Raw genomic sequence first — 26,121 nt, 5'->3', positions numbered from 1 at the left:
CGGAAGACCAAAGACCATGTCAGAAAAGAAAAACCAGTTCGACCGAGAACTGATCCGGCAACTCGCGACACTGCTAGACGAAACGAACCTTTCCGAAATCGAACTTGAACGCGAAGGCTTTCGCGTTCGGGTTGCGCGTCAACTGACGGTCGAAGCGCCGATCCAGACAGCGCCAGCGACAAGCCCCGCCCCCTCTCCCGCTGTCGCCCGGACGGAGGAACCGCAAGCCGCTCCGACGTCAAACGCGGCCGGTCATCCCGGTGCGGTACCCTCGCCCATGGTAGGTACGGCCTATCGCGCGCCCGAGCCTGGTGCTCGCGCCTTCGTTGAAGTCGGCGATACCGTGGCCCAAGGAGATACGATCGTCATCATCGAGGCCATGAAGACCATGAATCAGATCCCTGCGCCGCGCGCGGGCAAGGTCTCCGCAATTCTCGTGGAGGATGGTCAGCCGGTAGAGTACGGCGAACCTCTTGTCGTCATCGAATGACGGGGTGGCTTCGATGTTCTCGAAAATCCTGATCGCAAATCGCGGAGAGATTGCCCTTCGCGTCCTGCGCGCCTGCAAGGAACTCGGCATCCAGACTGTCGCCGTTCATTCGACAGCCGATGCCGATGCAATGCACGTGAGGCTGGCCGATGAGAGCGTTTGCATCGGCCCACCTTCAGCGCGCGAAAGCTACCTCAACATTCCCCAGCTTCTCGCTGCCTGCGAGATAACAGGTGCGGATGCGGTCCATCCGGGGTACGGCTTCCTATCCGAAAACGCACGGTTCGCGGAGATCCTCGAAGCTCACAACATCACTTTCATTGGTCCGACGGCGGAGCACATCCGCATCATGGGCGACAAGATCGAAGCGAAGTTGACGGCTGAAAAGCTCGGCATCCCCGTGGTGCCAGGCTCGGATGGGGCGGTGAAGCCGACGGACGATGCCCACGCCATTGCTCGTAACATCGGTTACCCGGTACTTGTGAAGGCTGCTGCGGGCGGCGGCGGACGCGGCATGAAGGTTGCCAAAAGCGAGGCCGATCTCGATACAGCCCTTTCCACCGCGCGAGCGGAAGCGAAAGCGGCCTTCGGCGACGATGCGCTCTATATCGAGAAATATCTCGGCAAGCCGCGCCATATCGAGATCCAGGTGCTTGGCGACGGCAAGGGCAATGCCATTCATCTCGGCGAACGCGACTGCTCTCTGCAGCGCCGTCATCAAAAGGTCTGGGAGGAGGCGCCCTCTCCCGCACTCAACGAGAGCCAGCGGAAGGAAATCGGCAGTATCGTCGCCGTGGCCATGCGCAAGCTGAAATACCGCGGTGTCGGCACGATCGAATTCCTTTATGAGGATGGCAACTTCTACTTCATCGAGATGAACACCCGCCTGCAGGTGGAGCACCCGGTTACCGAAATGATCACCGGGATCGATCTCGTCAACGAGCAGATCCGGATCGCGGCAGGCGCTTCGCTTTCGATCGAACAGTCGGACATCACGTTCGAAGGTCACGCGATCGAGTGTCGTATCAATGCGGAAGATCCGCGCAACTTTACGCCCTCGCCCGGCACGATTACCTATTATCACCCGCCCGGCGGCCTTGGCGTCCGTGTCGATTCCGGTGTGTATCAGGGCTACAGGATCCCGCCCTACTACGACAGCCTGATCGGCAAACTCATCGTTCACGGCCGCAGCCGTGTGGAATGCATGATGCGCTTGCGCCGCTGCCTGGATGAATTTGTCGTCGACGGCATCCAGTCGACCATCCCGCTCTTCCGTGACCTTTTGCAAAATCAGGACATCGCAAACGGAATGTATGATATCCATTGGCTGGAGAAATATCTCGAAGCCAAAAGCGATTGATTCGAATCCCACTGGAGGATCATGGCCGGCAAAGGCGGTGACATAGCCTTCGAAATTACGCCGCAGGTTTTGCTGAAAGCCTATGCCTGCGGCATTTTTCCCATGGCCGAATCGGAAGACGATCCGGGCCTGTTCTGGATCGAGCCGGAGCGCCGGGGTATCATTCCCGTTGACGGACTGCACATCCCCCGCAGGCTGCGGCGCACCATTCGTCAGGATGTTTACGAAGTCCGGATCGATTACGACTTCGAGGGCGTAATAAACGGTTGTGCCGCGCCAGCGCCCGGCCGCCAGAAAACCTGGATCAACGCTGAAATCCGCCGCCTTTACGGCGCGTTGTTCGATATGGGCCACTGCCACACTGTCGAAGCGTGGCAGGCGGGGGTGCTCGTCGGCGGGCTTTACGGTGTTCGCCTCGGTGGAGCTTTTTTCGGCGAGAGCATGTTTGCACTTGCACGCGATGCATCAAAAATCGCACTCGTCCATCTCGCGGCACGCCTGAAAGTGGGCGGTTTCACCCTTCTGGACACACAATTCGTGACGGATCATCTCGCAAGCCTTGGTGCGATCGAGGTTCCGAAATCGAAATACAATCAGCTTCTGGAAGAGGCGCTCCGCCATGAAGGCGATTTCGACGCCCTGCCCGACCGAACGCTCGGCGCGGAAGTCCTGGCCATCCTCGACGAGGCTCAGCCCTGATACCATTCCGGGATAAAAATACTTATCAGAACAAAGGCTTGGGGACGGGCTTAACCTGACCGGCGTCTGAAGGCGGCGTATCGCCAGCCAGCAGATCCTCTCCCCCGTCCTCGATCACCTCCACGGGCGGGCCGGAATATCCTTCGGGCGGCGGAACACTCGACGACCTCTTGCAGTCCGTCAGCCAGACATCATAGACGGCGTGTTCCACCGCATGCAGGCCAGGACTTGCCGCAAACATCCAGCCGGTGAAAATCCGCCTTACCTCGTTGTTCAGCGTGATCTCGTCGACTTCAAGAAAGGCCGTTGTCTGGGGCGCTTCCGTCGGGGGGCGCGTGTAACAAATGCGCGGCGTGACCTGAAGCGCACCAAACTGGACCGTTTCTCCCACATAAACATCGAAGGAGATGATCCGTCCGGTGATCTTGTCGAGACCGGAAAAGACGGCAACGGGATTGGCGATCTTTTCCGCATGCGCAGATGGCGCGTTCATGGCGAATGCCGAAACGAACACAAGGAGACCGCACCCCCGCGCCACGGCCAAGGCGGTCCGCTTCGCCGCGTTCTTCAGCCCTTTTGCCATCGCCTGCCGTTTATCCTTGCGTGAGCGAAATCTTTTCAAGCGTTTAGGTACGGATTGCGGCCCGGAAAAGGCATCGTACGCTAATCGTCCGACGATGCATCCTCCAGGCCTTTGTATCAATGCTCAATCCAGATTTGCCAGCCTCGCCAACGCATCTTCCACCTTGCCGCGCCGCTCGCCGTATTCGCCGCGTTTCTCGCGCTCGCCCTCAACCACTTCCTCGGGCGCTTTCGCAAGGAAACCGGGGTTGTTGAGTTTCTTCTCGATCCTGGAGATCTCGCCGTCAATCTTGGCAAGTTCCTTGGAGAGGCGCGCACGCTCCGCCGAAAGATCAATGACCCCTTCGAGCGGAAGACAGAATGTGGCTTCGCCGACGACAATCTGCGCTGAGCCTTTCGGCAGCGCTTCCTGCAAGGCAATCGATTCGACACGGGCAAGGCGCTTTATCAAAGCCTCATGCGTGTCGAGGCGCGTGCGCGTCACTGCTTGCGCGCCAGTGACAACAAGCGGGATTTGCGCGCCAGCAGGCACGTTCATTTCCGCCCGCACAGAGCGGATTTCGGAAATAACATCGACCAGCCAATTGATCTCCGCAGCCGCTACGGCATCGCCGGCCACTGAACCCGGCCAGCGCGTGTGAATAAGGAGCTCGGGACGTGCTTCGCCACCGTCCACCGTACGCGCCCAAAGTTCTTCCGTCAGGAACGGCATGAACGGATGCAGGATCTTCAATATCTCATCCAAAGCCCATGCGGAAGTTGCGCGCGTCTCGGCCTTTGCCTCATCGTTTTCACCGTTGAAAATCGGCTTGGCGAATTCCAGGAACCAGTCGCAATAGGTATTCCAGACGAAACGATATGTCGCGTTTGCCGCATCATTGAAGCGATAGTTCTCCAGCGCCTCGGTGACGGCGGCGACCGCACGGCCCGTCTCGGTGACAATCCAGCGGTTCACCGTCTGTGAGACTTGCGCCGGGTCGAATCCGGGCGTGCGAACGCCGCCGTTCATCTCCACGAAACGCGCGGCGTTCCATAGCTTGGTCGTGAAATTGCGATAGCCTGCGACACGGCTTGGCGAAAGCTTGATGTCGCGGCCTTGCGCCGCCATCGCTGCCAGGGTGAAACGCAGCGAGTCCGCGCCATACTCATCGATCAACTCGAGCGGATCGATGACGTTGCCCTTCGACTTCGACATCTTCTGCCCTTGCTCGTCACGGACGAGTGCATGGATGTAGACGGTGTCGAACGGCTCGGTCTTCATATAGTGAAGACCCATCATCATCATCCGCGCGACCCAGAAGAAAATGATGTCGAAGCCCGTAACGAGAACGCTCGTCGGATAGTAGCGGGCAAGTTCTTCCGTCTTGTCCGGCCAGCCGAGCGTTGAAAACGGCCACAGCGCGGAAGAGAACCACGTGTCGAGCACATCCTCGTCGCGGTGGAGCGCGACAGTGTCTCCGCCGCCCGTTTCCCAGCGCCTGATCGCTTCCGCTTGCGGGACGACCTCCACGGGCTTGCCGAATTTCTCCGCGGCGGCTTCAAGCGCCGCTTCCTCGGACTTTTCGACGAAAAGCGTGCCGTCGGGCCCGTACCACGCCGGGATCTGGTGTCCCCACCAGAGCTGACGCGAGATACACCAGGGCTGGATGTTTTCCATCCACTCGTAGTAGGTCTTCTCCCAGGTCTTGGGCACGAACGCCGTGCGTCCCTCGCGCACGCTTTCGATTGCCGGCTTGGCAAGCGTTGCCGCGTCCACATACCACTGGTCGGTCAGGAACGGTTCGATCGGAACGCCGCCTCGATCGCCATGTGGAACCATATGCGTATGGTCTTCCACGGCATGCAGGCAACCATCCGCCTCCATCATCTCGACTAGCGCCTTGCGCGCTGCAAAACGCTCCTTGCCGTCGAGCATTCGAATCGTCGTTTGCAGCCTTTCGCTATCCGGCACGCCCTCGAGAAATTCCTCATTCTCGCCGAGGTGGATATTCGCTTCACGGTCGAGCACCGAAATCATTGCCAGATCGTGGCGCTTGCCGACTTCGAAGTCGTTGAAATCATGCGCCGGCGTGATTTTCACCGCGCCAGACCCCGCATGCGGATCCGCATATTCGTCGCCAACGATCGGGATGCGGCGGCCGACCAGCGGCAGGATCACATGCTTGCCGATCAGCCCTTGATAGCGTTGGTCTTCCGGGTTTACGGCGACGGCCGTATCGCCCAGCATCGTCTCCGGGCGGGTTGTCGCAACGACGATATAGTCGCGTGTCTCGAATGCCGTCGGCTTGCCGTCATCGTCCCAGGCGATCGGCGCCTCGTAGGATTCGCCGCCTTCAAGTGGATAACGGAAATGCCAGAGGTTTCCTTTAATCTCGATCTGCTGGACCTCGAGATCGGAAATCGCGGTCTGGAGCTTTGGATCCCAATTGACAAGGCGTTTGTCCTTGTAGATCAAACCCTCCTTATAAAGGGAAACGAAGACCTCAAGAACCGCGCGCGAAAGGCCCTCGTCCATGGTGAAACGCTCGCGCGACCAGTCGCAGGACGCACCGAGGCGCTTCAGCTGGTTCAGGATCATGCCGCCGGATTCGGCCTTCCATTCCCATACGCGCTTGACGAAAGCCTCGCGCCCCATGTCGCGACGTCCCGGCTCCTTGCGCTCCATCAACTGACGTTCGACGACCATCTGTGTGGCAATGCCCGCGTGGTCCACGCCCGGTTGCCAGAGCACGTCGCGCCCACGCATACGCTCAAAGCGGACAAGAATGTCCTGCAGCGTATTGTTCAGGGCATGCCCCATATGCAGCGAACCCGTGACATTCGGCGGCGGGATCACGATCGAATAGGTCGCAGCGCCCGGCTCCGCTCCGGCACCTGCCCGGAATGCGTCGGCGCCTTCCCAGGTATCGTAGATCCGCGGCTCAACCGCCGCCGCGTCGTAGGTTTTGTCCAGCATGGAGTGTTCCAGATATTTTGGATGTCGGAAGCGTGTAAATCGGAAGCGTGCTGCTAAGTCAACCACCGGCTCCCATCGCCGGCCTCCCTCGGCAAGACATACATCCCGCTTTCGGCACTTGCTACATCCTCTGAGGGTGCTTGCCGCTTGCTGCCTGAATCAAAAAAGCCGCCCCGAAAGGCGGCTTTGCTCCGATTGGTCGAACTTACCGCCCGCGGGAAACCCTTTCTATTTCCTGGCGTACGAGGCGCTCAACGAGCGGCGGCAGGTTCTGGTCCAGCCATTCTTTCAGCATTGGCCGCAACATATCCTTGACGAGGTCCTCAAGCGTGCGGGCGTTGTTCATCAACACCGTGTTCGCGAGGTTGCTGAAGGCGGAATTCACCACCGTATCGACCGAAGGTGAAACCAGGCGCTCGACTTCCGCCGACGCACTCGCCTGCACCGCCGAAGCGGTCTCATTTTTGTCAGGCTCGGAAAAAGCCGCGGCGCTCTCCGCCCCATCACCGGCACCGTCGGAATCGACGAACGCTATCTCCGCTTCTTCCGCATCTGGTTCGAAAGAGCCGGGCCCGTCTTCGTCTTCTTCTTCCCCTTCCGATGAACTTTCCGAAACGGCCTGTTCTTCAGTCAGTTCGAGGATATCCTCTTCCTCCGGATCGGCGGGCACAGGCGCCGCCTCCGGCTCCTCAACCGCAGTATCGCCATCGGAATCGAACAGCTTGTCCAAATCGTCTTGCGACATGGCCTCGCCGGCAACATCCATCTGATCCGCCTCGCCGGTTTCTGCCGCCTGTGCAGGCGTGCCGCCGGACGGTTGAGCTGTGGTGGTGTCCTCGTCGGAAATGATCCGGCGTATCGACGCCAGAATCTCTTCCATCGACGGTTCTTGAGCCGGGTTTGGATTGGCCATCAGGTCCCCCAAAACTTCAACGTGCCCCATCCCGCGGGCGGCCTGTCATCCGCTTGCCAGGAACTTCAGGCCATAAATACCCATTCGGGTCCAATTAAACGCTTTCACGATCTTCAGATGATTCCATCCGAATGGGAAGCGCTTTAGGTCCACCTGCATTCCGGGAACTCGCCCGAACGCGGAATGGCCGATCGATTTCGCCCCGTCATGCGCCTCCAAAAGTCACCGTTCGCTAAACGCGGGTTTTCGGCGGGCACATTGGCAAGGCCGCGAATCGTCGTTGAAAATATACCCCGCGCGACAGAGGCGGGCAAAGAGCGAAACGACCACGAATCCTCGGGTTCATGGCCGTCAAGTCCATAATTCTGTCGAAAATCTCCGGATGGCCGAAAGCTGCCGTAGCGCAAAACCTTATCTGCCGTCCGGCGTTCTGGTTCCGAACCAGCTGTTGCGCACTTCCTGGAAATGTTCCTGCGGCTGGTAAATCTGCGCAGGCACGCCGAGTCGCTCCGCACCCAATCTGCCGATGGTGGAAACGAGAAGATAGGCCGCGACCACACGATCGCGCTGAGACGTGACAAGCTGAACCCGGCTGTTCACCAGCTCGAGCTGCGCATCGAGCACATCGAGCGTCGTACGCTGCCCGACGCGCTGTTCCTCGATAACACCTTCAAGCGCAAGCTGATTGGCTTCAACCGCTGCCTGAGCGGCGGAAATCGATGCGACAGCCGCCTGATACTGCCCCCACGCGGATACGATGGAAGCACGGATCTGGTCGCGCGCCACGTCCACCTGCACCTGCGCCTGTCCGAGTTCTTCCTTGGCCTGGCGCACCTGCGACGTGACCCGGCCGGCCTGATAGATCGGCACCGACACCCGGCCGAAAATTGTGGCGGAATCCGACGAAGTCTGGTTGGAGTTCGGCGGATACCAATCGCGCGCGACATTACCTTCCAGCGTCACTGTCGGAAGAAGCTCGCCCTCAATCGTCTTGACATTGAAAATCGCGGCATCGACGACATGCAAAGCAGACTGGATCGCGGGATGTTCCTGCGCGCCTATGCTCATGGCGGCTTCCACGGACTTGGGCAGGAGCCTGTAGATATTGGTGCTGGCTGACAGGCTCTTTGGATCTTCACCGATAATCTGCCGGAACCGGGCCCTGCTTGTATTAACGTTGGCAAGTGCAAGGTTCAGCGACGCCTGCGCGTCTGCCAGGCGAGCTTGTGCTTGGGAAACGTCCGTCCGGGTTCCCTCGCCGACCTCGAATCTGTCCTGCGCGGCGCGTACCTGCTCCTGCAGGAAGGAGATATTGCTGCGGCGAAGGGAAACGATCGCGGTATCGCGAATCACATCCATGTAGGACGCTGCGGCGTCGAACAGGATGTTCTGTTCCGTCGCCCTGAGGCTTTCGCGCTGCGAACGCACGATCGCTTCCGCCTGGCGCGTCGAATTCACGGTCCTGAAACCGCGAAAGAGCGCCTGCTGCACGGACAGGCCAAGTCTGGCGGTGTTGTTGTAATTATCCGAACCGGGATTGTTGTTGGTATAAACGCCGCCAACGTCGAAATTACCGAATATCTGCGGGCGCCAGCCGGACAAAGCTTGCGGAACACCCTCATCGACCGCCCGCAATTCGGCCCGTGCCGTATTTATCGTCGGATTATTCCTGTAGGCGAGAGCCAACGCTTCACTGATGGATTGGGCATGACCGGACGACATGGCGACAAGCGGCAGCGCTACACCGGCCAGAACGCCGAAAAAACTCCGGTAAAACACACTTGTCCGCATCACCATGCTCGTCTTCATCCTCGGTCCGGATGCCCGCCGGCATTCTTATTCGCGCGCCCATCAAGTTGCACGCATCGCTCCCTACTGTTCCCTTACTGATATCCGGATCAGGCAAACAAACAACAGCGAAACGTACGATTTCTCATCGTTTTTTGGCACCTGAGGCATTGCAGCAACAGCGGAAGGATAAAGAATTACGCTGCGCCGCAGCAGAGCCGCCGGTTACCACTAGCACATGAACTCAAGGCTTCGCCGGCTGTGCCGTACGATCCAGGCTTCCTAATGCATCTCTTGACGGGCAGAACCGGGCGAAACCTGAAAAATGCCACCTGAAACTGCAAGGAAGCGCTTATGCGCGCAAGGCCGCCGGCCGGGCAGAATCTCCTGCAAGGTCGACATGCCGACAGCGCGCCCTGCACAGTTCCTCCATCCGCAAACGATTTCCAGGTCCGACAAGGTCCGATCCCGTCTTGCCGTCGAAGTCTCGAGAGCTTTTCAGGAAAGCGAAGGAGTTTTCTTGAAGCAGTAAAACACCGCAATTCGGTCGGCTGGGGAATGCTCCAGCCGACAGGACAAACAGCTATTTTAGGAAAACCCCTAAGGCGCTTTCCGATCGCGCTAAAATATCCGATCGATCAGAAATCGCATCAGAATCAGTATTTTGAGCATATTCTTGCCGTACAGCCTAAGTCAGGCTGTACGGCATATACTTTAGAAAACGAATTCTTTCGGCCGTTCGAAACCCGGCAGCACATGCGCCGCGGCATTGAAGGCGAATCGGCCCGAGACGGTGTCGCCGGAGCGCGTGTAGATGCGGGCCGAACCCGATCCGCCGCGCCCTTCGATCGTGACAAGGCGCCCCTCATCCTTAAGTTGAGCCGTCAATGCGTCCGGCAGACGTTCCACCGCTCCGTCGATAAGGATGACGTCGTAAGGCCCTTCGGAAGCGCAGCCGGCGGCAAGATCGCCCTGAATCACCGCTCCGTTTTCGATGCCGAGATCAACCAGAGTGGCGGAAGCCGCCTCCACCAGCGATTCGTCGCCTTCCAATCCCACGACCGACTGAGCGATCTTTGCAAGGACCGCCACGCTGTATCCCGTACTGCACCCTACCACCAACGCGACATCGTCCTCCCTCACATCGGCAAGTTGGACGAGACGGCCCAGGATGTGCGGCTTCAGGAGGTAGCGGCCGGCGCCTTCACCCTGCACGGGAATGTCCTGATCGATATAGGCGACGGTTCGCCTTGCGCTTGGAACGAAACGCTCTCGCGGGACTTCCTGCATAGCGTCGAGAACCCGATGGTCGGTGACATCGTTGGTTCTCAGCTGGGTGTCCACCATACGGATACGGGACTGGATGAAGTCGCCCATGGTGTGCCTCGTTCATATTCGCATCTGCGCCGATGCCTCCTTAGCGGGCGCAGCCGCTCCTGACAAGCTCTCCGATCGAGCGATTCGAGTAACCATGAAGGCGCTTCCTCCACATCGCACGGCACACAAACGCAATTTGGAGCCGCCCGACCCTATCTATCGGTCCACGACTTGAAAGGCCTGTGGACAATCCCCGGTCACATTGCGTGTCGGAAACTGGACGGTAACCACCGTTCGAAATAAAATGAGTTTCGGCGGTTGGTATTTCCCGGCTTTGTCGCAGACCTTTGTTTCCGGCAGCAATTGCAGACATGCGCGATGAGCGAATCCGACAATGATCCAGACGAAGCGAAGCACCGGGCGAGCCAGCGGGATGACAAAGGCAGCCATTCGCTCGACCCGATAGAATTACCGGCGAGTGCCGGGGACAATCCGGGAATGGAAGATGCCGGATCGTATTTTCTGTTCGACGCGCCGTCTCACGCCTCGTTTCATTTCATCCGTGAGCTGGGCGGCGTCGAGTTGCGCGGCACATCCCCGCTTTTTCCGGCCGTGGACGGTGAACTGGCGAATTACACATTGATCGAGCGGGCCTACGGACAGGCCGCCGCTTTCGAGCGCTCTCTGATCGGCGGAAGCGGTTCGCTGGACGACTTCGGAAAAATTATGGCTTGGGTCTATAACGATCTCATAACGCAGAAGCCCGAAGAATCAGACACTTGATGGCCCGCTCATTGCGGACTTGTGTTGGTGAGCGATTTTTTCGTCCGGTTATATGTTCGGTAATTACGCTGCGAATCCGCCCTATCTCAGCCTGAAACGGCCGATTTCCTTTCGCTTTATGGAATTTCGCGAAACGGTCTCACGCCTTGGCCTTGAAACGTTTTCCGAAGCTGCTTGCCGGCAACTTTTCGGAGTATGCGACGCCGGCAGCCTCGGCAATTCCGAAAAGGAGCTTCTTCTGGAACGCTGCCGGCTTTGCCTTGCAAGCGCCGTCGTCGATCTGGCGCTGCGCGGCTCCAGGCAGCCTCCACCTCACACGCCTTTCGACAAGCGTCCCTCCCCCCATATGAATTCCGCCCAGACAAAGTTCTACAGGATCTGGCAGGAAACGGGTGGTCGGCCGGACAAGGCACTGCACCCGTTGATGAAACACATCACGATCTTCGACGACAAGGCAGAAGACGACGACAGTCCCACGCTGTTTTATTGCGGAGAAGACACCGTGATTGCACGATGGATGGGCCTTGAATGGGCCAACGCGCCGAACCTGAGCCGCCCCGCCCTACCGCCATCGGTCCGCTGGAAAATCGCGACCGGCCTCCGCACGGTCATGCTCACCGACCACCCGGTGCGCGATACCGTTCATGTCAGCGTTGAGACGCTTGAAGGAGAGCGCGATATGACGATCAACCGTCTGATACTGCCTTTCTGGAGTTCCGGCGGCGTACGCCATCTCTACTGCCTGTCCGGTTTGTGAACGGAAGGGCGGCAACCGCGGTTTTTGCACACATAGAGTGACAATTTCATACAGATCGATTGACAGCGCCGGGCAACTGATTGAAAAGACCGCTCATGGCCTCGTGGCGGAGTGGTGACGCAGCGGACTGCAAATCCGTATACCCCGGTTCGATTCCGGGCGAGGCCTCCATCCTGTTTATTGCCAATTCCCCACTGACTTAAGCATTGCTCTGTCGCTAGAACATCACCTGCGGCAACGGCCTTTCCAGCTTATCACCTTTCCCGATACCCGCTTTTAGGGTCAAAGCGGATGCTCCGCCGGAATAACCGTGAATTCCAACGGCTTATGAGTTAGACTCCATGGTTCTCCAATGCGTTCGGCCGGTAACGCCGGGAGGACGGGATGGCCGATACCGATTCGAAACAACGGCGGCGCGAACTTACAAACGCCGAACTTGGCGCTATCGCGCATCTATATCGCGGTGAAATCTACCGCAGCACGATCTGGCGCACGCGACTCGATACAACCACCAACTGGGCGGTGGTCACACTCGGCGTCGCGCTGTCAATCACCTTTTCCTCGCCGAGCGCCTCACCGCTGCCACTCGTCCTTGTCGGCATACTGATCCTGTTCTTCCTGATGCTGGAAGCGCGGCGATATCGTTATTTCAACGTCTGGCGGGCACGCGCGAGGTGGATCGAAAACCATCTCTATGCGCCGTTGCTGGTGGATGGCGATTTGCATATGGAAGAAGGCTGGCAGGCAACGCTTGCGGAGGATTACTGGCATCCGCACTACCACATCAGCTTCATGACCGCGCTCGGCCGGCGCATCCGCAGAAATTACCTCTGGATTTTGCTGATTCAGGCCGCATCCTACGTCGGCAAGCTGATCGTCCACCCCATACCTCTCACAAGTCTGGACCAGTTCATGCGCAGGGCCGATGTGGGGCCCATTCCCGGCGAAGTGATGATCGCGATGGGCGCGATTTACGTTACGGCCTGGTGCGCCATGGCCATTTGGAGCGAATGGCATGACCGCAGGCGCTTCGGAGACCGCCCAAGCGTCACCGGGATGGGTTGAACTCACTCACTGGCGGAGGCTTTTCCCGAAAGTCTTGCGTGCCCGCCCGCATGGAAATATTCCCGTTGTCCGGTCATGACGAGCGCCAGTTCGTCGATATCGTCTATAAGCGCATCGACGCAGCGTGCGAGGCCCGAGCGCGGCTTCATCCCTCGTCGCGCGGCAATCAGTTCGCTGCGCGCGTTTCCCAGACACGCGAGCAGCGCCTTGCTGTCAAAATCAAGGGGCGATCCGGCTCTTCGGCTCGTCATGGGGCAAGGGTCCACGGTACTCGGGCTTTAGGTATATGTTCTTTTTTTGTTCTCTTCGATGCGCTTGAATGCCGCCGCTGTCAAGGCATGTAGTGTCGCAAGGATGGTTGGCGGGACGACGCTGAAAACGATAGAAGCGATTGGCGACAAACCTCCAGGCACAACCGATCAGAGAGCGGAAGATGGAACACGGCGGAGACCTCGGCGCGGCAATGCGTCGGCATGGCGGAACGATCGAAGACTGGCTCGACCTGTCGACCGGAATAAATCCGCATGCCTATCCGCTGCCCCATGACATTGCGCATCATGTCTGGCACCGGCTGCCGTCCGAAGACGATCTCGATCAATTGCTTAAAGCGGGGCGAAGGACCTATGGCGTCCCGGCGAACATCGGCCTGACCACGGCACCGGGTACGCAGTCTCTCCTCGGCTGGCTGCCGCGTCTTCTGCCTGACGGAGATGTGGCAGTCGTCTCGCCGACCTATAGCAGCCATGCAGAATCCTGGCGCGGCGCGGGCAGGACAGTCGTGGAGGCTGCCAGCCCCTATTCGTTGCCGGACGGCTGCCGGATAGCCGTCATCGTCAACCCGAACAACCCGGACGGCAGGTTGACGGACGTCGGATCGCTCTTGCATCTCGCCCGCGAGCTTGGCGGCCGCGGCGGCTGTCTCATCGTCGACGAAGCCTTTGCCGATTGCGTTCCAGGAGCAAGCGTCCTGCCGCATCTAGCGAACGAGCCTGTTCTGGTACTACGCTCCTTCGGCAAGTTTTTCGGCCTGGCGGGCCTGCGCCTCGGCTTTCTCGCAGGCCCGCGGAATATTACGGAGGCTCTCTCCGCATCGCTTGAAAGCTGGGCCGTCTCCGGCCCCGCGATCGCGATCGGCACCAGGGCCCTGTCCGACAAGGAATGGCAGGCGAAAGCCTTTTCGACACTCGCCGAAGAGATCGCGGACCTGAACATCGCCCTTCACGAATGCGGGCTGACGGTATTTGGCGGAACGCCCCTGTTCGCGCTAGCCGCGCACGAAAAAGCGGAAGCTCTTCATGAAGCGCTTGCAAAAAGGCGTATCTGGACGCGTAAGTTCGCTTACGCCCCAACCTGGCTCAGGTTCGGTTTGCCGGGCAGTCGCGCGAATCTCGAACGTCTGACAGCGGGGCTTCAGGAAGCCCTTGCCGATATCTGACGGGACATGCTGCTTTTTCCGGACATTGCCGTTCTTCTGTTCGCAGCCCTTCTGCTAGATGCCCTTGTGGGCGATCCGGACTGGCTTTGGCGGCGCCTGCCTCACCCGGTCGCCCTTTTTGGTGCGGTCATTTCCATAGCCGATCAGGATTTCAACACGCCGGATCTGTCCCCGCGCCTGAGAAAAATCTACGGCGCGGTTTTTCTCGCCGCATTCGTGGCTGTCTCGTTCATGCTGGGTTTGCTTATCGAAGGCATCTTGCGTCTCATCCCTTATGGTGAGATCGGCATCGTGCTGATGGCCGCCGTCTTCCTCGCGCAGCGCAGCCTCTACGACCACGTCGCACGAGTGCGCGACGCTTTGGCAAAGCATGGCCTCGACGCGGCCCGCGCTAAGGTCGCGATGATTGTCGGCCGCGATCCAAAAACGCTGGATGAGGCCGGAATTTCACGGGCATCGATCGAATCGTGTTCGGAGAACTTCTCGGATGGCATCGTAGCCCCCGCCTTCTGGTTTCTGGCTCTGGGACTTCCGGGGTTGATCGCTTACAAGGCCATAAATACCGCCGATTCCATGATCGGACACAAGACCGACAAGCATCGGGATTTCGGATGGGCGTCGGCCCGCTTCGACGATCTGGTAAACCTGCCCGCTTCCCGTCTTGCTGGGCTTTTCATCGCGCTGTCGGCTCCCCTTGCACGCGGAAGTATCGCGACGGCATTCCGGATCATGAAGGCGGATGCGTCGCGCCACCGCTCGCCCAATGCAGGCTGGCCGGAAGCCGCCATGGCAGGCGCTCTCGGCCTCGCACTTGCCGGCCCGCGCCGCTATTCGGGGTATGAGGTCGACGATCCGTTCATGAACGAAAACGGCCGGCGCGAGGCTCGTGCGGATGATATCACCCGCGCCTTGCGCGTCTTCGCCGGCGCATGCGTCATACAGGCTGCCATCATCGGGATCATCGCCGCGCTGTGAACGCGCTTACCGCCGCCGTCCCCTGCGCAGCATGTCGATCGAAAATATTGCCAGCGATATCCAGATCAGCACGAAACTTGCGAGCTTTGCCTGCGATAGCGGTTCATTCCAGATCGAAATCGCCAGGATGAAGTGGATGGATGGCGCGAGATACTGCATGAAGCCCATGACGGAAAGCGGCAGCCGCCGCGCGCCCGTCGCAAACAGGATGAGCGGCAGCGCGGTGACGGCGCCCGTGCCGATCAGGGCAACCATGAGACCTGGATCATCGCTCGGCAGCACATTTTCGCCCACCGCTCCAAGATAAAGCAGCAGCCCGAGGAAGAACGGGCTGACCAGCAATGCCTCGACGAGAAGGCCGGGCGTCGCGCCCACCGGGCTCGTCTTTCTCAAATATCCATAGGTGGCGAAGCTGAAGGCAAGCGCAAGCGACACCCAGGGCAAAGCGCCAAGGGAAACCGCCTGTATTGCGATGGCGAAAACGGTCAGCCCGACGGCCGCCGTCTGCGTCCTGTTCAGTCTTTCGCCCAGAAAGACCATGCCTATGACGATGCTGACAAGCGGGTTGATGAAATAGCCGAAGCTGACTTCAAGCACGCGGCCCACATCGATAGCCCAGATGAATGTCAGCCAGTTGAGGGAAATCACGCAGGCCGACAGGAAGAGCCGCGACAGCAGGTTCCGGTCGGCGAGTATCGCTCGAACCTCGCCAGAGCGCCCGACCAGTGCCAGATAAAGCCCGACGAAACCGACGGACCAGATCACGCGATGCGCGACGACGACAAGCGCCGGCACGGTGTCGGTCAGCGTGTAATAGATCGGCAGGAATCCCCAAAGCAGGTAAGCGGAAAGACCCGCCATCATTCCAAGGCGCAGTTCCGCCTGCTCCGGCGTTCGTGCGTGGGCAATCTCGGTCATGAAAGCTCCAGAAGTGGCCGAGCGAACTCCGTCCGCCGGCTTTTAAGTCAGACTGTGCGGATCAGACGCCCGCTTTCAAAAGCGCGTAGGTCACGGAATCGATCAGCGCCTGGAAGGATGCGTCCACGATATTGCCGGAAACGCCGATCGTGAACCAACGCTTGTGTGAAACCTTGTCCTGACTTTCGATCAGCACGCGGGTGACAGCATCCGTGCCGCCGTTCAGGATGCGCACCTTGAAGTCGATAAGCTCCATCCCGTCGATCGCCGACTGATATCGGCCGAGATCCTTGCGCAGCGCGATATCAAGCGCATTGACCGGGCCGTTGCCTTCGGCAACCGACATGCGCGTCTCGCCGTCGATATCCACCTTCACCACGGCCTCCGACACGGTGACGAGTTCGCCAATCGCGTTGAAACGCCGCTCCACCATTACGCGAAAAGATTTTACGTCGAAATAATTCGGCACTTCGCCAAGCCTGCGCCGCGCCAGAAGTTCGAACGAAGCATCGGCCGCCTCGTAGGAGTAGCCCTGCGCCTCGCGCTCCTTGATGTCCGTCAGTAGCCCGTCAAGCCTTGGATCCTTGCGGTCGACCTCGATGCCTATCCGCGACAGTTCGTTGATGAGGTTCGACTTGCCGGCCTGATCGGAAACGAGCACGCGCCGCCGGTTACCCACCGTTTCAGGCGGGATGTGCTCGTAGGTCTCGGGCTCTTTCAGGAGAGCGGAAGCATGGATACCCGCCTTCGTCGCGAACGCATTCGCACCGACATAAGGCGCGTGGACATCTGGCGCACGGTTGATGAGCTCGTCGAAGGCATGGGAAATCGCCGCGATATCCCTCAGGCCCTCATTGCTGATGCCGACTTCGAACATTTCGTTGTAAGGCGCCTTCAGCATCAGGGTCGGGATGAGCGAGGTGAGATTCGCATTGCCGCAGCGCTCGCCGATGCCGTTCAGCGTGCCTTGTATCTGGCGGCACCCCGCCTCGACGGCCGCCAGCGAATTGGCGACCGCCTGCCCCGTGTCGTCATGGGCATGAATGCCGAGGTGGCTTCCCGGCACCACGCTCCTTACATCCTCCACAATCCGGCGCACATCACCTGGCATGGTGCCGCCGTTGGTATCGCAAAGCACGATCCAGCGCGCGCCCGCATCATAGGCTTTCTTCGCGCAGGCTAGCGCGTAATCCCGGTTCGCCTTGTAACCGTCGAAGAAATGTTCGCAATCGACCAGCGGCTCGCGGCCCGCTTCCCTTGCGGCGATGACGCTGTCTCGAATGGAGACGAGGTTTTCCTCGTTCGTCGTCTCCAGAGCCACACGCACATGATAGTCCCAGGACTTGGCGACGAAGCAGATCGCATCCGCTTTCGCCTCAAGCAGGCCTTGAATACCGGGATCGTTCGAGACCGAGCGCCCTGCCCGCTTCGTCATTCCGAAGGCCGTGAAAGCCGCCTTTTTCGTGCGCTTTTCCGCAAAGAAAGCGGAATCGGTCGGGTTGGCGCCGGGATAGCCACCTTCCACGTAGTCGACACCCAGGCGCTCCAGCAGATCGGCAATCGCGATCTTCTCGTCGACGGAAAAATCGATACCGCTCGTCTGCTGGCCGTCGCGCAATGTGGTGTCGAAAAGATAAAGGCGCTCGCGGCTCATTTCCTGCGCTCCTTGGCGGGCCATTCGGGCGTGTCATGGTCGGGGTGCTGGTAGGATTCGATCGACTTCAGGAAAGGCGCTTCTTCCGTGTCATCCATCGTCTCCCGCTTCGGCAGCGACGGAAGATCGTCAACATAGTGAAGCTTCCCTTCGGTGCCGTACTGGATCGTCGGCTCGATCTCGTCCGGACGGTCGAAGGCGCCGATGGAAACGGCGATAGAATCTCCCGGCGCCTCATAGGTAAGCTGCGTTCCACAATCTGCACAGAACCCGCGCGCGACATGGTTCGAACTCTGGAACATGCGCGGCAGCCCCCGCGTCCATGTGAAGCCCATGGCAGGCACCTCGACAAGCGGGGCGTAGAAGGAGCCATAAGCCTTCTGGCACATGCGGCAATGGCAGATAGAGGCCGTGCCGAGCTTGCCTTCCACGCGAAAACGAACAGCCCCGCACTGGCATCCGCCGGTGTGTACGATCGGCAGCACTTCGGTCACCGGCTCACCTCCCAGGTTGTTTTCGGCTCACCGGTTTCCTTGTCCTTATAGTCTTTTAGCAGGATTCCTTCAGACGCCAGTTCATCGCGTATACGGTCGGCTTCCGCCCAATCCTTTGCAGCGCGCGCGGCAAGACGCTCCGCTATCATGCCTTCAACCCGCGCGGAAAGCGCCGGATCCGCTGCGCTCGCGATCTCGGTCTTCTGCATGCGGGTGAGCATCACTGCGGGCGCGAAGCCGAGGAATTCCAACGCGTCCGTCAGCTTCTGCGCCGCCGAAAAGTCCCCCTTGCGCGCCTCACGTGCAAATCCGTGGATCGCGGCAATGGCCCTTGGCGTGTTCAGGTCGTCGCAAACGGCTGTGAGGATTTCGTCAGGCGGATTGCGTCCGAAATCGAGGCTCGCTTCGTTCATCTTCATCAACTCTGCCCAGCGGTCGAGCAGCTTGTCGGCTTCGACGAGCGACTTCTCGGTAAAATCGAGCGGCTGGCGATACTGCGTCATGAGCAGGACGAGGCGGATCGTATGGCCTGGCCACTTCCGCCCGCCGACCTTGTCGGTATCGAGAAGCTCATGCACGGTGAAGAAGTTGCCGAGCGACTTCGACATCTTCTCGCCTTCCACCTGCAGGAAGCCGTTGTGCAGCCAGTAGCGGGCCATGATCTGCGTATCGTGGCTGCAGCGGGACTGGGCGAGCTCGTTCTCGTGATGCGGGAACGTGAGGTCCAGGCCGCCGCCGTGGATGTCGAACGTCTTGCCCAGGTGCTTGCCCGCCATGGCCGAGCATTCGATATGCCAGCCGGGCCGCCCCGGCGCCTCGATCCCGCAGGGACTCGGCCAGCCGGGTTCGCCCTCTTTCGAGGGTTTCCAGAGCACAAAATCCATCGGCCCCTTCTTGTAAGGAGCGACCTCGACACGCGCACCGGCCTTCATGTCCTCGATCGATCGGCCGGACAATTCGCCATACTCCGCCATGGAGGAAACGTCGAAAAGCACGTGTTCTTCGGCGACATAGGCGTTGCCCTTTTCGACCAAGGTCTCGATCATCGCCTTCATATCGTCGATATGTTCCGTCGCACGCGGCTCGACCGTGGGATCGAGCGCACCGAGCGCATGCATATCGGCGTGAAACTGCGCCGCCGTGCGTTCGGTGAGGTCGCGGATCGAAACGCCCTCCTCAGCCGCGCGTGCGTTTATCTTGTCGTCGACGTCGGTGATGTTGCGCACATAGGTAACGTGGTCCTCGCCATAGAGATGGCGCAGGAGCCGAAAAAGGACGTCAAAAACGACGACAGGCCGTGCATTGCCGATGTGGGCATAGTCGTAAACGGTCGGCCCGCAAACGTACATGCGCACGTTTTCAGGATCTTCCGGCAAGAAGGTCTCGCGTTCGCGCGACAGCGTATTGGTAAGTTTCAGCTCGTGCCTCACCGGCGTCGCCTCACTCATGCCGATCCGTCTCCATTGGCGCACATGTTTCCATTGCGCGGTAAACGATTAGAGGGAGATGATCGCGCATGCGAGGGATCATCCTCCAGCCGGCTGACCGGGGCGTCCGTCTCAAGGCCCCTTGGGGCGCATCTGCATGAGGAGAACGGCCACAGCCAGCGATGTCGCTAGCTGCAAATAATGATCGTCAAAATGATCGTCTTCGCGGCCGTTGTCATGACAAAAGCTTTTGAACCGAATGACACTGCCGGTCAACCCCCGAAGCAAGGCTCTTGAAGCGTTAACGATCCTGAACGGCAGCTAAATTGCCCCCTCAGGCTGCATTCAAGGGCGCTTGGGTAAGATTTCCGCATCCTGAGTATTCGAGTTGCGAGACCCCTTCGATGCGCCAGCACATCCTTGACTTCGCCACCCGCGCTTTCATCCTTACGGCCATTTTAGCGCCCTTCCTGATGATGGCGGGCTTGGTCACCGCTCCGCGCGAACCCGCTGGCTCCCTCGCTGCACATAACCAATGCCTGCACGGTGCGGGCTTCTGCAAATCGGTAAGATTCTAGAAATCCCGTTGAGAACCCACGCGTTTTCTCAACAATTATCGATTTACGATCATCGCGTCACTTGAATGTGACATCGCTCATGTGGATATATTCCGGGCGAAATTCCGTTACGTATCGCGCATCGCCGCTATCAAGCCCCAAAATGCATCGAAGGGGTGGTTCCTTGCGCTTCAACCGGATTTAACGATGGTCGATAATCATGAATCCTCTTGAGGACAAGGCGGAAGAAGCCGCCACCTTTCTGAAGATGCTGGCGTCCGCCCCACGTCTCATGCTTCTCTGCCATATGGCTGAGGAGGAGGTGAGCGTCGGCCAGCTTGCGGACCTGACGGGGATGCGAATGCCGACGGTTTCCCAGCAACTGGCCCTGCTGCGTGCGCAGGGAATCGTCGCCACACGCCGAGAAGGCACCACAATCTTTTACAGGGTCGCAAGCGAGGCCGCCAAGGACGTGATGCTGCTTCTACAGCGTCACTTCTGCCCGCCGGAAGTGCTCGCCGCCGCCAAGGACGGTATCAAGGAAACGGCGAGCTGATCGACCGACCGGTTTTCAAGTTCTTGCGACAAAGTAGCCGGCCAAATCGGCTCTAACCGTTTCCGTCAATTTCATGGGTCCAAACCCTAATCATCCAGCCATTCCTCGCAGCGCGGCGCCGCGCTCTCGCCCCACGGCATGATCGGTACGGTCGACGTCGAGTTCTTGGGGCTGCCTTCGATGATCTTGTCGGAATAGACCAGGTAAACGAGCACGTTGCGCTTCCTGTCGCAACCACGCACGATCCGCATTTTCTTAAAAAGGAAAGAGCGGCGCTGGCGGAACATCTCATCGCCTTGCTCGAACTTCTCCTTGAAGGAGACGGGCCCCACCTGCCGGCAGGCGAGCGAAATATCGGAAACTTCTTCCGCAACGCCGATCCAGCCGGAGATGCCGCCCTTTTCCGGCACCGTGAAATGGCAGGCAACACCGTCGATCAACGGATCGTCGATCGCATAGGTCGCGAGCTTGTGGTCCGGCGTCAGCAATTTCCAAACGGTCGATTTCTTGAAGATCAGGTCGGGCTCGTCCTGAGCGTGGGCCGGGTTCGCGACCGCAAGAAACAGGGCCACCATGAAAAGTCCGGCAAGGCGCATAAGCATTCTCCATTCGCTTCGAGAATGGATATAGGCATGCGCCCACTCGTTCGCGACCGGAAAGAGCGAGATTCTATTGCGCCGCGTCTTCTTCCTCCAGCAGCACATGCCCGGTCGCGGCCCCCGCCTCCGGTGCATTCGGGGCATCGGCCAGGCCTTGAAGCATCTCCCACATCTCGCGATCACGCTCTTCGGTCCAGATCGCCGGATGATCGATGCCCGATGCCTCGTCGTAAGCGCGCGAGACATTGAAGGGCATGCAGTGCTCGTAGATCGCGAAATCCGAGAACTTCGGGTCCATCGCCGTGCGCACGGCTTCATAGCATTCGGTCAGCGACGCCCCCTCGTTGACGGCGCGTTTCGTCGTCTCGAACAATGTGACGATGAAATCGCGCGTCATGTCGATCGCATCATCCGCGGCTTGCGCGCTCATCAGCGCTCCGCCACGTCCGGGCATCAACGCTTTCGGCCTGAACGCCCTGATGCGGTCAAGCGTCCTGGGCCAATCCGCAAGATGGGCATCGCCGCAATAGCAGGCGGAACGGTGTTCCACGAGATCGCCGGCAAACATCACCCCAGCATCCGGCACGTAGCAGACGACATCTCCCATCGTGTGCCCACGCCCGAGGGTCGAAAGCCGTACCTCGCGATTGCCGAGCCAGACGGACATGGCGGAAGAAAAGGTGAAGGACGGCCATGTCAGGCCGGGAATCGTCTCTGCAGCCTGAAAGAGCCGCGGAAAACGTCCTAACTCGCTTTTCCAGTCGGCTTCGCCGCGTTCGGCGATCATGCGGCGGGTAAGGTCGGAGGCAATGACATTTTCCGCATCCAGGCCTGAAGCACCGAGAGTGCGCACCGCGTGGTAGTGGGTAAGCGCGAGATGGCGGATCGGCTTGCTCGTCACCTTACGGATCTTCTCGACCACCTTTTCAGCCATCGCAGGCGTCGCCTGCGCATCGATCACGAGCACGCTGTCGTCGCCGATGACGACGCCGGTGTTCGGGTCGCCTTCGGCGGTGAAAGCATAGCAACCCCGGCCCATTTCAATGAAGGAAATAGACTTTTCTTCAGTATCGCCGACGGATGCGAACTCTGTACTCATTGACCCGACTTTCAGTGTTTTTCTGTCGAAGTATCGCTCTGGAAAGGCATCATTCGTTCAGATGCTCATTTCGGTAAGGCGCACTGCCGCGACCAGCGGCGAGATCGTTCCGAGCCCTATCAGACTGCAAAAGCTCAGAACTCCCAGACATATCGTGACCCGTCCAAGCAGCTTCCGCCCTTCGCTTCGCGCCAGATACCATAGGCGCCAGTGTATGATTATTGACGCCAGCAAAAGTATTGCAAAGAGCGACCAAGCTTCAACATTATATGTGACGTCAAGTAACATAAATATTACCCCGGTCACCAAAGGAGTAAAGAAACCCAACAGCGGCAGAATAAAGACGTGGCACAACACCAGCCAAAACAACGCAGCACTTTGGGGAGTTGGGGCGGGCGCCGGGCCGCTATCGTCCTTACCGCGAGATCCCGTCAATTGATTTCACCTGCAACAATCTTCACTAAGCCGACCTGCGTTGATAATCTTGGTTGTGAAAGCGCATCTCGCGCTGTAATCCGACTCGCCGAGCAAGGGTCGGAGATAGAGGGCGTTCGATGAACCGGCAAGACCAAAAGGGCGGCAGTGTCCCGCTCGAGTTGGAAAACTTCCTTCCCTACCGGTTGAACGTCCTGGCCGAAACCGTCAGCCAATCGCTTGCCCGATTCTACGAGAGTCGCTTCGGCATCGCGATACCGGAATGGCGGGTCGTTGCCACCCTTGGTCAATATGCCCGGATGACGGCCAAGGACATCGGCGCGCATAGCCGCATGCACAAAACGAAGGTCAGCCGCGCCGTGGCCTCTTTGGAAAACAAGAACCTTGTAAAGCGTCAGCCCAATATCGAAGATATGCGGGAAAGTTTTCTCGAGCTCACATCCAAAGGGAAGAAGGTTTACGCCGAACTTACCCCGGATGCCCTTGCCTTTTCCCGGGCGCTCGTCGCTTCCCTGTCTCCCGAGGAGCAGAAATCTCTTGAAAGGATTCTCGAGCGGCTAACGGAGACATCCTTTCAACTTGCGGATCAGATGCTTCAGGAAAAAGAAAAAGGGTAGCGCAAGCAGCAAGGCCAACCTTGTCTCGCGCCTGTTCCGCTGAGATAGTCTTCATCGAAGGATCGCAAGTCCGTCGCGCATCGCCAATCCGTCGAAAGGACCTATGAAGGGATGCCGGATATCAGCTCATTCCGGGTGCGGGCGGTCGTCGGGTTCGTGGCAGCAGGTCTTTGCGCGGCCATCTCCGCCCCGGCAAATGCAGCCGATTGCGAGGTTTTGGAAGCACGTCTCGCAGCACTTGGGCGCGCAGAATCCGCGCATCCCGAATATGCGAAATGGAACGCCGCAGCCAAACGCCAGGCGATGACGTTGCGCGCGGCGGAGCGCGATGCCGCACGCCAAGGCTGCTCGGCAAGTGATCGCGGTTCCACCTGCGAGCAGATGTTGATGAAGATCGAACGTATGCGCGCCAATCTCGTAAGCATCGAAGAGCTACGAGACCGCTATGGCGATGCTTCGGGAGAAGATGATGCTGCGCGCGCAGCGCTTGAGCAGCAGTACCAACGGCAGGAATGCGATGCGCAGTTGGCCTCGCCACAGGTCACCAATGACGACGATCCAACCGATGATGGCTTCGCTCCCCGGCGAGAGCCGGACACCTCGCTCAGCGTTTCCTCCCGCCATGGGAATGGACTGAACCGATCTCGCTCTGCTTATGCGCCTGGTGGCCGACCGCGTGAGGGTGAGCAAGGCCTCGTCTCGGCGCGGTTCGGCAGCGGTTATTACCGCACGCTCTGCGTAAGAACCTGTGACGGATACTATTTTCCGGTCAGTTTCAGGACGCGAAAATACGGCTTCGGGCGCGACGAGGCCATCTGCCGCTCGATGTGTCCCGCGGCGGAGACGGCACTCTACGTCCATCTAAACCCTGGCGAATCGGCTGAAGACATGATCTCGCTTGACGGTATTGCCTACGCAAAGCAGGAAAACGCATTCGCTTTCCGCAGCAAGTTCGTTGAGGGCTGCAGTTGCCAAGGTGTCCCTGCGCGGAATGACGCGATAGAGAGCCTGAACCGAAGCGGAGACGGCGAGCCTCCCTCCTATAAGCACTCTAATTCTTCTGGTCCGGACATTCTCGCTTCCAACGCGAGCAACCGGCACGCCGCCGCGGCAATTCCCGAAGGCGCAGACCCCGACACCGCAATGAACATCCGTCTCGGCTTTGTTCCTGAGGCCTCTTCGCCCTCCATCGCCAGATTGGGAAACGGTTCCAAGGCTCAGCCTCAGCCGGAAGCCTCGAAACCGACCAGTCGGCAAAAACGTTCGGTCAGGATAGTCGGGCCAAGGTATTTCGTCGCCCAATAACCGGCAGGAAGCGTTTCATGTCCGGGCCATGGTCGAGGCCGGTGACAGCTTTTCTGAGAGGCATGAAGAGCCCCCGCCCCTTTCGCCCGGTCTTCTCCTTGAGAAGCTTCGTCCACTCGCTCCAGGTTTCTTCCGACCATGGCTCCTGCGGCAGATTCACGCGGGCAAGCGCGATAAAGTCCCGGTCTTCGTCGCCGACCTGCGGCTCCACAGGCCCGGTCACCACCTTCCACCAGCCGAGAGCATCGCCGACTGTCTCGCAGTTTTCGCGCACTGCCTCCCAGAACGCGGCATCCCCTTCGATACCCAGTTCCCTGAGCCGGTCCGCCACGACCGCATGATCCATCCCATGCACGAGCTTGGCGTTCAGCGGTTTCAGGTCGGCGGGGTCGAATTTCGCCGAAGATCTGGAAATGCCTGCAAGGTCCAGCATATCCGCCAGTTCCCGCAAGGTCGTCACCGGCTCGATCGCGTGGCTCGTTCCCGTCAGCACGGCGAGAGAGGCAACCGCCATCGGCTCCAGTCCGTCTTCTCGCAGCGCTCGGAGCGAGAGCGCCCCGGACCGCTTGGATAGCCCTTCGCCGTCAGCCGTCGTCAGCAGGTTGTGGTGGGCGAATTTCGGTGGTTCGGCTCCGAGCGCGCGGAAGATCGCGATCTGTACGCCCGTATTGGCAATATGGTCCTCACCACGAATGACGTGGCTCACCCCCATGTCAATGTCGTCCAATATGGAAGGAAACGTGTAGAGGTAGCTGCCGTCTGCGCGGATCAGCACCGGGTCGGAGAGCGAGGCAAGATCGACCGTCTGCGGACCACGGCAAAGGTCGTCCCAATGAACTTCCGTGCGTTCCGTAGTAAAAGGGTCATCGGAAAAATTCGGTAGGAGAAACCGCCAGTGCGGCTTGCGCCCTTGCGCTTCCAGTTTCCCCCGCTCCTCATCGGTGAGCCTGAGGCCGGCACGGTCGTAAACCGGCGGCCGTCCCAGTGCTCTTGCCCGCCGCCTGCGCCGCTCCAATTCGTCGGGCATCTCGTAGCAGGGGTAGATGAGCCCCTGCGCTTTCAGCTTCTCCGCCGCCGCGTCGTAAACGGAAATCCTCTCGGACTGCCGCTCGACGCGATGTGGATGGATGCCGAGCCAGCCAAGGTCCTCCGCAATCGCTTCGGCGTATTCCGCCCGCGAACGCTCCCGGTCGGTGTCGTCGTAGCGCAGCACGAACTCTCCGCCGTGCTTGAGCGCGAACAGCCAGTTTATCAAGGCCGGGCGGGCATTGCCGATGTGCAGATAGCCGGTCGGGGACGGGGCAAAACGAACGATAACGGACATGGGCGAAGTCCCTACT

General features: G+C 59.4%; 25 protein-coding genes and 1 tRNA gene. 12 read left to right on the top strand and 14 right to left on the bottom strand.

Annotation, left to right across the window (positions count from 1 at the left end):
- The first annotated feature begins 16 nt into the window (after positions 1–16).
- Genes accB through aat form a run of 3 tightly spaced genes read left to right on the top strand, consistent with a single transcriptional unit; the run spans position 17 to position 2,549 of the window.
- The gene (gene accB / locus HPQ64_RS13160; RefSeq protein ID WP_172888957.1) at positions 17–490 is read left to right on the top strand and encodes an acetyl-CoA carboxylase biotin carboxyl carrier protein; all 474 of its coding nucleotides are present in this window, start codon (positions 17–19) and stop codon (positions 488–490) included.
- A gap of 13 nt (positions 491–503) precedes the next feature.
- The gene (gene accC / locus HPQ64_RS13155) at positions 504–1,850 is read left to right on the top strand and encodes an acetyl-CoA carboxylase biotin carboxylase subunit (protein ID WP_172888956.1); all 1,347 of its coding nucleotides are present in this window, start codon (positions 504–506) and stop codon (positions 1,848–1,850) included.
- A gap of 21 nt (positions 1,851–1,871) precedes the next feature.
- Positions 1,872–2,549, top strand: coding sequence for a leucyl/phenylalanyl-tRNA--protein transferase (aat, locus tag HPQ64_RS13150; protein ID WP_172888955.1), 678 nt, complete (start codon positions 1,872–1,874; stop codon positions 2,547–2,549).
- Positions 2,550–2,574: 25 nt separating this feature from the next.
- Here aat and HPQ64_RS13145 read toward each other — a convergent pair whose 3' ends face one another.
- From HPQ64_RS13145 to HPQ64_RS13120, 6 genes are all read right to left on the bottom strand, one after another.
- Complete coding sequence (locus HPQ64_RS13145) at positions 2,575–3,042, bottom strand: DUF2155 domain-containing protein (protein WP_246270742.1); 468 nt, start codon at positions 3,040–3,042, stop codon at positions 2,575–2,577.
- A 213-nt stretch (positions 3,043–3,255) separates the two neighbouring features.
- The gene (locus tag HPQ64_RS13140) at positions 3,256–6,087 is read right to left on the bottom strand and encodes a valine--tRNA ligase (RefSeq protein ID WP_172888953.1); all 2,832 of its coding nucleotides are present in this window, start codon (positions 6,085–6,087) and stop codon (positions 3,256–3,258) included.
- 205 nt (positions 6,088–6,292) lie between these two features.
- Complete coding sequence (locus HPQ64_RS13135) at positions 6,293–7,000, bottom strand: PopZ family protein (protein WP_172888952.1); 708 nt, start codon at positions 6,998–7,000, stop codon at positions 6,293–6,295.
- Between the two features lie 411 nt (positions 7,001–7,411).
- Positions 7,412–8,797 carry a TolC family outer membrane protein gene (locus HPQ64_RS13130; protein WP_246270705.1) on the bottom strand — a complete coding sequence of 462 codons (1,386 nt, stop codon included), beginning with the start codon at positions 8,795–8,797 and terminating at the stop codon, positions 7,412–7,414.
- A gap of 705 nt (positions 8,798–9,502) precedes the next feature.
- Positions 9,503–10,165, bottom strand: a complete 663-nt coding sequence (locus HPQ64_RS13125) for a protein-L-isoaspartate O-methyltransferase family protein (protein WP_172888951.1) — start codon at positions 10,163–10,165, stop codon at positions 9,503–9,505.
- A 156-nt stretch (positions 10,166–10,321) separates the two neighbouring features.
- Positions 10,322–10,555 (bottom strand): hypothetical protein, encoded by a 234-nt coding sequence (locus HPQ64_RS13120; RefSeq protein ID WP_172888950.1) that lies wholly within the window; start codon positions 10,553–10,555, stop codon positions 10,322–10,324.
- Between the two features lie 48 nt (positions 10,556–10,603).
- On the opposite strand from HPQ64_RS13120, the gene HPQ64_RS13115 reads away from it, so the two are divergent.
- From HPQ64_RS13115 to HPQ64_RS13100, 4 genes are all read left to right on the top strand, one after another.
- Positions 10,604–10,888, top strand: coding sequence for a hypothetical protein (locus HPQ64_RS13115; protein ID WP_172888949.1), 285 nt, complete (start codon positions 10,604–10,606; stop codon positions 10,886–10,888).
- A 118-nt stretch (positions 10,889–11,006) separates the two neighbouring features.
- The gene (locus HPQ64_RS13110) at positions 11,007–11,645 is read left to right on the top strand and encodes a hypothetical protein (protein ID WP_172888948.1); all 639 of its coding nucleotides are present in this window, start codon (positions 11,007–11,009) and stop codon (positions 11,643–11,645) included.
- 97 nt (positions 11,646–11,742) lie between these two features.
- Positions 11,743–11,816, top strand: a tRNA-Cys gene (locus HPQ64_RS13105).
- 213 nt (positions 11,817–12,029) lie between these two features.
- Complete coding sequence (locus HPQ64_RS13100; protein ID WP_172888947.1) at positions 12,030–12,710, top strand: DUF2270 domain-containing protein; 681 nt, start codon at positions 12,030–12,032, stop codon at positions 12,708–12,710.
- A gap of 2 nt (positions 12,711–12,712) precedes the next feature.
- On the opposite strand, the gene HPQ64_RS13095 is transcribed toward HPQ64_RS13100, so the two are convergent.
- Positions 12,713–12,961 (bottom strand): hypothetical protein, encoded by a 249-nt coding sequence (locus tag HPQ64_RS13095; RefSeq protein WP_172888946.1) that lies wholly within the window; start codon positions 12,959–12,961, stop codon positions 12,713–12,715.
- Between the two features lie 182 nt (positions 12,962–13,143).
- Here HPQ64_RS13095 and cobD point away from each other — a divergent pair, with 182 nt between their 5' ends.
- Both cobD and cbiB read left to right on the top strand, forming a co-directional pair.
- Positions 13,144–14,145, top strand: a complete 1,002-nt coding sequence (gene cobD, locus HPQ64_RS13090; protein WP_172888945.1) for a threonine-phosphate decarboxylase CobD — start codon at positions 13,144–13,146, stop codon at positions 14,143–14,145.
- Positions 14,146–14,151: 6 nt separating this feature from the next.
- A complete protein-coding gene (gene cbiB / locus HPQ64_RS13085; RefSeq protein WP_172888944.1) occupies positions 14,152–15,120 on the top strand; it encodes an adenosylcobinamide-phosphate synthase CbiB in 969 nt (322 codons plus the stop codon).
- 6 nt (positions 15,121–15,126) lie between these two features.
- On the opposite strand, the gene rarD is transcribed toward cbiB, so the two are convergent.
- The 4 genes from rarD to cysS all read right to left on the bottom strand — a co-directional run bounded on the left by rarD (position 15,127) and on the right by cysS (position 19,634).
- Entirely contained in the window at positions 15,127–16,038 is a 912-nt protein-coding gene (gene rarD, locus HPQ64_RS13080; protein ID WP_172888943.1) for an EamA family transporter RarD, read from the bottom strand.
- 61 nt (positions 16,039–16,099) lie between these two features.
- Positions 16,100–17,692 carry a citramalate synthase gene (gene cimA, locus HPQ64_RS13075; RefSeq protein WP_172888942.1) on the bottom strand — a complete coding sequence of 531 codons (1,593 nt, stop codon included), beginning with the start codon at positions 17,690–17,692 and terminating at the stop codon, positions 16,100–16,102.
- Entirely contained in the window at positions 17,689–18,177 is a 489-nt protein-coding gene (locus tag HPQ64_RS13070; RefSeq protein ID WP_172889582.1) for a GFA family protein, read from the bottom strand. The genes cimA and HPQ64_RS13070 overlap by 4 nt, the downstream gene beginning before the upstream one ends.
- Positions 18,178–18,182: 5 nt before the next feature.
- Complete coding sequence (cysS, locus tag HPQ64_RS13065; protein ID WP_172888941.1) at positions 18,183–19,634, bottom strand: cysteine--tRNA ligase; 1,452 nt, start codon at positions 19,632–19,634, stop codon at positions 18,183–18,185.
- 756 nt (positions 19,635–20,390) lie between these two features.
- On the opposite strand from cysS, the gene HPQ64_RS13060 reads away from it, so the two are divergent.
- Complete coding sequence (locus HPQ64_RS13060; RefSeq protein WP_172888940.1) at positions 20,391–20,726, top strand: ArsR/SmtB family transcription factor; 336 nt, start codon at positions 20,391–20,393, stop codon at positions 20,724–20,726.
- An 86-nt stretch (positions 20,727–20,812) separates the two neighbouring features.
- On the opposite strand, the gene HPQ64_RS13055 is transcribed toward HPQ64_RS13060, so the two are convergent.
- The gene (locus HPQ64_RS13055) at positions 20,813–21,322 is read right to left on the bottom strand and encodes a CreA family protein (RefSeq protein WP_172888939.1); all 510 of its coding nucleotides are present in this window, start codon (positions 21,320–21,322) and stop codon (positions 20,813–20,815) included.
- A 73-nt stretch (positions 21,323–21,395) separates the two neighbouring features.
- Positions 21,396–22,424: an MBL fold metallo-hydrolase gene (locus HPQ64_RS13050; RefSeq protein WP_172888938.1), complete on the bottom strand. Its 1,029-nt coding sequence runs from the start codon at positions 22,422–22,424 to the stop codon at positions 21,396–21,398.
- A 554-nt stretch (positions 22,425–22,978) separates the two neighbouring features.
- Between HPQ64_RS13050 and HPQ64_RS13045 the strand changes: the two genes are divergently transcribed.
- Together HPQ64_RS13045 and HPQ64_RS13040 are read left to right on the top strand one after the other, a co-directional pair.
- Positions 22,979–23,476 (top strand): MarR family winged helix-turn-helix transcriptional regulator, encoded by a 498-nt coding sequence (locus HPQ64_RS13045; protein WP_172888937.1) that lies wholly within the window; start codon positions 22,979–22,981, stop codon positions 23,474–23,476.
- A gap of 156 nt (positions 23,477–23,632) precedes the next feature.
- A complete protein-coding gene (locus HPQ64_RS13040; protein WP_172888936.1) occupies positions 23,633–24,781 on the top strand; it encodes a DUF2865 domain-containing protein in 1,149 nt (382 codons plus the stop codon).
- On the opposite strand, the gene gltX is transcribed toward HPQ64_RS13040, so the two are convergent.
- Positions 24,744–26,105 carry a glutamate--tRNA ligase gene (gene gltX, locus HPQ64_RS13035; RefSeq protein WP_172888935.1) on the bottom strand — a complete coding sequence of 454 codons (1,362 nt, stop codon included), beginning with the start codon at positions 26,103–26,105 and terminating at the stop codon, positions 24,744–24,746. The two genes, HPQ64_RS13040 and gltX, sit on opposite strands and share 38 nt — an antisense overlap.
- Positions 26,106–26,121: the final 16 nt, after the last annotated feature.

Source organism: Hongsoonwoonella zoysiae (assembly GCF_013266695.1).
GTDB lineage: Bacteria > Pseudomonadota > Alphaproteobacteria > Rhizobiales > Stappiaceae > Hongsoonwoonella > Hongsoonwoonella zoysiae.
The sequence above is the reverse complement of the archived record's forward strand: the minus strand, read 5'-3'. Positions and strand labels throughout refer to the sequence as shown.

Excerpts from the sequence above, each read along its gene's own strand:
- accB (WP_172888957.1), top strand. The coding sequence starts at position 17 with ATGTCAGAAAAGAAAAACCAGTTCGACCGAGAACTGATCCGGCAACTC.
- accC (WP_172888956.1), top strand. The coding sequence starts at position 504 with ATGTTCTCGAAAATCCTGATCGCAAATCGCGGAGAGATTGCCCTTCGC.
- aat (WP_172888955.1), top strand. The coding sequence starts at position 1,872 with ATGGCCGGCAAAGGCGGTGACATAGCCTTCGAAATTACGCCGCAGGTT.
- HPQ64_RS13145 (WP_246270742.1), bottom strand. The coding sequence starts at position 3,042 with ATGAACGCGCCATCTGCGCATGCGGAAAAGATCGCCAATCCCGTTGCC.
- HPQ64_RS13140 (WP_172888953.1), bottom strand. The coding sequence starts at position 6,087 with ATGCTGGACAAAACCTACGACGCGGCGGCGGTTGAGCCGCGGATCTAC.
- HPQ64_RS13135 (WP_172888952.1), bottom strand. The coding sequence starts at position 7,000 with ATGGCCAATCCAAACCCGGCTCAAGAACCGTCGATGGAAGAGATTCTG.
- HPQ64_RS13130 (WP_246270705.1), bottom strand. The coding sequence starts at position 8,797 with ATGGTGATGCGGACAAGTGTGTTTTACCGGAGTTTTTTCGGCGTTCTG.
- HPQ64_RS13125 (WP_172888951.1), bottom strand. The coding sequence starts at position 10,165 with ATGGGCGACTTCATCCAGTCCCGTATCCGTATGGTGGACACCCAGCTG.
- HPQ64_RS13120 (WP_172888950.1), bottom strand. The coding sequence starts at position 10,555 with ATGGCTGCCTTTGTCATCCCGCTGGCTCGCCCGGTGCTTCGCTTCGTC.
- HPQ64_RS13115 (WP_172888949.1), top strand. The coding sequence starts at position 10,604 with ATGGAAGATGCCGGATCGTATTTTCTGTTCGACGCGCCGTCTCACGCC.
- HPQ64_RS13110 (WP_172888948.1), top strand. The coding sequence starts at position 11,007 with ATGGAATTTCGCGAAACGGTCTCACGCCTTGGCCTTGAAACGTTTTCC.
- HPQ64_RS13100 (WP_172888947.1), top strand. The coding sequence starts at position 12,030 with ATGGCCGATACCGATTCGAAACAACGGCGGCGCGAACTTACAAACGCC.
- HPQ64_RS13095 (WP_172888946.1), bottom strand. The coding sequence starts at position 12,961 with ATGACGAGCCGAAGAGCCGGATCGCCCCTTGATTTTGACAGCAAGGCG.
- cobD (WP_172888945.1), top strand. The coding sequence starts at position 13,144 with ATGGAACACGGCGGAGACCTCGGCGCGGCAATGCGTCGGCATGGCGGA.
- cbiB (WP_172888944.1), top strand. The coding sequence starts at position 14,152 with ATGCTGCTTTTTCCGGACATTGCCGTTCTTCTGTTCGCAGCCCTTCTG.
- rarD (WP_172888943.1), bottom strand. The coding sequence starts at position 16,038 with ATGACCGAGATTGCCCACGCACGAACGCCGGAGCAGGCGGAACTGCGC.
- cimA (WP_172888942.1), bottom strand. The coding sequence starts at position 17,692 with ATGAGCCGCGAGCGCCTTTATCTTTTCGACACCACATTGCGCGACGGC.
- cysS (WP_172888941.1), bottom strand. The coding sequence starts at position 19,634 with ATGAGTGAGGCGACGCCGGTGAGGCACGAGCTGAAACTTACCAATACG.
- HPQ64_RS13060 (WP_172888940.1), top strand. The coding sequence starts at position 20,391 with ATGAATCCTCTTGAGGACAAGGCGGAAGAAGCCGCCACCTTTCTGAAG.
- HPQ64_RS13055 (WP_172888939.1), bottom strand. The coding sequence starts at position 21,322 with ATGCGCCTTGCCGGACTTTTCATGGTGGCCCTGTTTCTTGCGGTCGCG.
- HPQ64_RS13050 (WP_172888938.1), bottom strand. The coding sequence starts at position 22,424 with ATGAGTACAGAGTTCGCATCCGTCGGCGATACTGAAGAAAAGTCTATT.
- HPQ64_RS13045 (WP_172888937.1), top strand. The coding sequence starts at position 22,979 with ATGAACCGGCAAGACCAAAAGGGCGGCAGTGTCCCGCTCGAGTTGGAA.
- gltX (WP_172888935.1), bottom strand. The coding sequence starts at position 26,105 with ATGTCCGTTATCGTTCGTTTTGCCCCGTCCCCGACCGGCTATCTGCAC.